The sequence below is a fragment of the Gluconobacter aidae genome (genome assembly GCF_009547075.1).
In the GTDB taxonomy this organism is placed as follows: domain Bacteria; phylum Pseudomonadota; class Alphaproteobacteria; order Acetobacterales; family Acetobacteraceae; genus Gluconobacter; species Gluconobacter aidae.
In genome coordinates, this window is record NZ_WIPH01000073.1 from 1 (window position 1) to 3,902 (window position 3,902).

Below are 3,902 nucleotides of genomic sequence, written 5' to 3' on the forward strand. Positions count from 1 at the left end.
CGCCAAAAAACTAAAATCATCAGACAAGCGCATCAACAAACAGTTCTTCGATCCCTCCAGATCGAGGATTATCAGCCGAAAACAGCGCCCGCCCGAGCGAACAAGGCTCAGTTCCTTCGGCAGTTCCCTTATGTCGCACTCAAGCGGAGCGAGTTTGGGGAGCGGTTCAACAAAGCCGCCGATGCTTTCGAGCGCCGGAATGAGCGCGTAGGAGCGAAGCTCTGCGCCTGACTATGGAGCCGCCCTTCGGGGCGGTTTTTCATAAACGGTTTTTCAATATCTTTTCATAGGACTGAGCTGACAAAGCGTGTGAGTATTCTCCCAGACAGGTGTTGCCATTATGGCTTTATTGGAGGGTCTCAATATGAAAAAAGCTTTTCTAGCATCTCTCATTTGCGTCACCGCTCTGTCAGCGTGTGAATCTCCTCAGCAGATAGTCTCCCAGAAGGAAGATCACCTCGCCGCGGCGGGGTTTCAGCTCAAACCCGCTTCAACCCCTCAGCGGATTGCCATGCTGAAGAAGCTGCCAGCTCATCACTTCGTTCGCCGTATCCACGGTGACACGGTGAGCTACGTTTACGCTGATCCAACGGTATGTGGTTGTCTGTACATCGGCGATCAGGCGGCATATGGACGATACCAAGCATATCAGCAGCAGCAGAATATCGCTGACGAACAGCAAATGGCTGCGCAGGATTATCAGGACGCTCAGTGGAACTGGGGGGAGTGGGGCCCTTGGGGCGGCGGCTTTGGCCCGGGCTATGGATTTGGTCCAGGCTGGGGCTGGTAAGCCCTCGTCACTTTATCGCCGTGAGGCTGCATATTTCCTTGAAGCCGCTGCATAGCGTCTGACGGCAACGGTGCGGCCATCATGGTTCTGTAGTTCATGTATGCCACTGCCCAGTCCCGGGGCCTGGCCAGTGTCGCGGCGTGTTCGCCGATGCAGGAGGGCCAGGTGTTGGGATCGGTCATGCCCGGTTCTCCGTCTCGCCTGATGTTGCCCGCAGTTCGCGGATCACGGCATCGGCAAGCGCACCGGCACGGGCCAATTCCTTCGCATCGGGCCGCTGCCTCGGCTGTTCCTCCGGCGCTTCAGCTATGGCGAGGATGCCCCGGAGGTTCGTGACTTCGGCGCGGGATTTCAGGGCTGCTGACATGGAGGAATGTTAGTATAGGAATGGGGAGCTGTACAAGGAGAGCCTCCCCTCTGCGGGAAGAAGTATTATGCTAGAGAGCAGGTAGGATGCTAAGTTTGTAACGAAATCTGCCCGCTTTAACATATTATTGACTTTTATCAAGGCGGTTCGAAGTTCGCATGCTACAGAGCCAGGTGCGGCCGCTTTTCGTCGCATAATTGGAAAGCAAGTTGATCATGGAAGAACTGATAGCGCTTTTTTGTGCCATCGCAGATGAGCAGGCGCGTCGAGGCAACGAAGCAGCATGTCTAAAGGCAATCGAAGCAATATATGACGCGTGGGATTTAGGTGTTCAGATTTCTTTAGATGAAGCGTTATCAAGTGATCTGCCAAACATAACTTAATATTAAAAAATAAATCTAAATATAATTTCTATTTCTAATGGTACCGGGATATAAATTGGTCAATTTATTATGTGATATCCTTTGACTAATTTGGATTCGCGATAGCGAATACCACATTTGTATTGCAGTCTAGTGGTATAGCTGCACAGTCGGCATGCAGGGGTTTTACAAACAAATTTCCTACCATCCCTAATCAGAAGATTTATTCACTGAATGAACGGGAGCTGCCATCAATTCGTCACAAGCGGCATATACCTGTTCTATGAGTGAAATGGCTTTGTCTGTTTCACCTGCTGCGAAGCAGGCATCCATCTCTACCTTCAGTTCCTCCAAGCTAGGTATCATTTTCTCGTAAACCTTCTTGAACATGTTGCGTTAGCACGAATCACTAAAATCATTTCTGGGATAGAGTGCGTTAAAATGACATTAAAGGAAACAGTATGACTCGTCGGAATGACATTTTGACGCAATATGATAACAAAGATGTGGCAGGTTTGACCCATCCATCCCGAACGAGGCTCAACACAATGTCGCCCCTTGCTGCAATCATAGGCCGAAACGTAAGAAGGCGCAGGATCGAATGCGATTTCTCTCTCTCAGTTTTGGTGGAGCGGACTGAAATTGCCTTGGACGATTTACAGGCCATTGAGAATGAGCATGTGCGTCCAGAGCCTGAACAACTGCTTGCCTTGGCCAGAGCGTTGGATGTTTCTCCAAGTGCCCTGTTGACTGAAGAGTAAACAGTTACGGCTTTTTGTTTCGGCTAAAAATTTAGGACGCCCCCTCTGCCGGACAAGATTTTACAGCCCTATTAAAACTTCATTATCTTTTTCAGTGGAAAGTAGCGGCTCTCTGCTGGAGTTAGGGCTATGAAGAGCTACGTCGACTGGGATGTTGCCGGGAAATTGGGAGTTGTTCTCCCTCTTTCCGATTATGAGCATATCGACATTTCGTCAGGTTCGCTCAACGTTTCAGGTGCCCTTCATGGGACAGAACTGCCAGCCTCTCCTTTTGTGCAAATGCTAGGACGACCGCTGATGGATGAAACAAACAACGTTCAGGATGCTGCTAAGGAACTTCTTCAGACTTATGGGGAAAAAGCTGTTCTGGTTGCGAGCGACAAGGCTACCTTGGCCTCGTATGCTCGGAACGAGACACGCCGGGATTTTTGGATAGCCGTATTCACGGAAATTCGCCACACTCATACGAAACAGGCTCATGTCATTGACAAGGAAAATGCCTGAGAGGAAACCGCGGGAGGATCGTAATCACCACGCCGGCCCCAGCTCGTCTTCCCCCTGATCCCGGAACCAGGTGGTGGGCCCATCGAACCACAGGTTCACTATCCCGCTTTTGCCGCCCCGGTTCTTGAGGATCAGGACTTCGCCCTTTCCGTGGGATCTTTCGTAGGCAGCATCAAATTCCGCAGCCCGCTTCTGGTACGCCGCATCGCTCTCGTTCGTGTTCCGGACTACGCTGCCGTCCAATCCCATCCGGGATTCCAGGGCGTGTTCCTCGCGATACACACCGAGGATGCAGCGAGCGTCCTGCTCGATTGCGCCGCTGTCCCGGATGTCGGACATCGTTGGGCGGCGGTCTTCCCGGTTCTCAGATTGCCGGTTGAGCTGGGACAGCGCGATGATCGGAATTCTCAACTCACGGGCCAGTCGGGCAATCTCACCGCTGATCTCCGTGACCTCGTTTACCCGGCTCCCAGAGCGGCGCACAGCATCGCTGCCGCGGAGCAAACCGATGTAGTCGATGACGATGAACTTCAGGCCTTCAGGTTCTCGCGCCATACGCCGCGCACGGATGGCAATCTGCTGAACACTCAGTCCTTCTCGGTCATCGATCACCAGCGGAATACGCTTCTTGGCTTCCATACCGGCCTGAACAATCCGCTGCATGGTCGTGCCTGACACCGGCTCCGGACCATTGGGTCCGTCGAACATGCCGGTCAGCACCGTGTCGAGGGTTAGGCCGCAACGCGCGGAAACCACACGACCCATCAGTTCCTCGGCCGGCATCTCGCCAGACCAATACATCCCCCGACCCTCGGCAATCGCCATTCGAACCGCGATCCCGATCCCAAGGGCCGACTTACCCATGCCGGGACGGCCCGCGATGACGTACATCGCGCCAGCCCTGAAACCACGAATGCGTTCGTTCAGCGTCTGGTATCCGCAGTCCAGGCCAGACAGGTAGCTTCCTGCCTTCCAGGACGCTTCTGTCTCGGCCAGCAGCGCATCGGTGGCCGTGCTGGCAGTTCGTGCCTGTCGGGTGCCGTCCGTGCCAGCAGCCAGCCCCTGAAGCTGCTCCTGCATGCGGCTGATAATCGAGGACGCCGTGTCTCCCTCAAACT

Annotated in this window: 7 protein-coding genes; 5 read left to right on the top strand and 2 right to left on the bottom strand. The window is 53.5% G+C overall.

The features are described 5' to 3' along the window. Together GFJ39_RS14380 and GFJ39_RS13630 are read left to right on the top strand one after the other, a co-directional pair. On the top strand, positions 1-231 hold a 231-nt coding region (locus GFJ39_RS14380; RefSeq protein WP_228391976.1), incomplete at its 5' end, for a hypothetical protein. 133 nt (positions 232-364) lie between these two features. Then, a complete protein-coding gene (locus GFJ39_RS13630) occupies positions 365-790 on the top strand; it encodes a hypothetical protein (RefSeq protein ID WP_153431975.1) in 426 nt (141 codons plus the stop codon). A gap of 178 nt (positions 791-968) precedes the next feature. On the opposite strand, the gene GFJ39_RS13635 is transcribed toward GFJ39_RS13630, so the two are convergent. After that, positions 969-1,157 carry a hypothetical protein gene (locus GFJ39_RS13635; RefSeq protein WP_153431976.1) on the bottom strand — a complete coding sequence of 63 codons (189 nt, stop codon included), beginning with the start codon at positions 1,155-1,157 and terminating at the stop codon, positions 969-971. Between the two features lie 215 nt (positions 1,158-1,372). Here GFJ39_RS13635 and GFJ39_RS14135 point away from each other — a divergent pair, with 215 nt between their 5' ends. From GFJ39_RS14135 to GFJ39_RS13645, 3 genes are all read left to right on the top strand, one after another. Continuing rightward, positions 1,373-1,540 carry a hypothetical protein gene (locus tag GFJ39_RS14135; RefSeq protein WP_194285393.1) on the top strand — a complete coding sequence of 56 codons (168 nt, stop codon included), beginning with the start codon at positions 1,373-1,375 and terminating at the stop codon, positions 1,538-1,540. A 440-nt stretch (positions 1,541-1,980) separates the two neighbouring features. After that, complete coding sequence (locus GFJ39_RS13640) at positions 1,981-2,280, top strand: helix-turn-helix domain-containing protein (RefSeq protein ID WP_153431978.1); 300 nt, start codon at positions 1,981-1,983, stop codon at positions 2,278-2,280. Between the two features lie 129 nt (positions 2,281-2,409). Then, positions 2,410-2,784, top strand: a complete 375-nt coding sequence (locus GFJ39_RS13645; RefSeq protein ID WP_153431980.1) for a hypothetical protein — start codon at positions 2,410-2,412, stop codon at positions 2,782-2,784. A gap of 24 nt (positions 2,785-2,808) precedes the next feature. Here the strand turns inward: GFJ39_RS13645 and GFJ39_RS13650 are convergent. Beyond that, the coding region (locus GFJ39_RS13650; RefSeq protein WP_153431982.1) for a replicative DNA helicase at positions 2,809-3,902 on the bottom strand (1,094 nt) is incomplete at its 5' end.

What these genes read in the sequence shown, in the direction of transcription:
- GFJ39_RS13630 (WP_153431975.1), top strand. Translation starts at nt 365, where the DNA reads ATGAAAAAAGCTTTTCTAGCATCTCTCATTTGCGTCACCGCTCTGTCA.
- GFJ39_RS13640 (WP_153431978.1), top strand. Translation starts at nt 1,981, where the DNA reads ATGACTCGTCGGAATGACATTTTGACGCAATATGATAACAAAGATGTG.
- GFJ39_RS13635 (WP_153431976.1), bottom strand. Translation starts at nt 1,157, where the DNA reads ATGTCAGCAGCCCTGAAATCCCGCGCCGAAGTCACGAACCTCCGGGGC.
- GFJ39_RS14135 (WP_194285393.1), top strand. Translation starts at nt 1,373, where the DNA reads ATGGAAGAACTGATAGCGCTTTTTTGTGCCATCGCAGATGAGCAGGCG.
- GFJ39_RS13645 (WP_153431980.1), top strand. Translation starts at nt 2,410, where the DNA reads ATGAAGAGCTACGTCGACTGGGATGTTGCCGGGAAATTGGGAGTTGTT.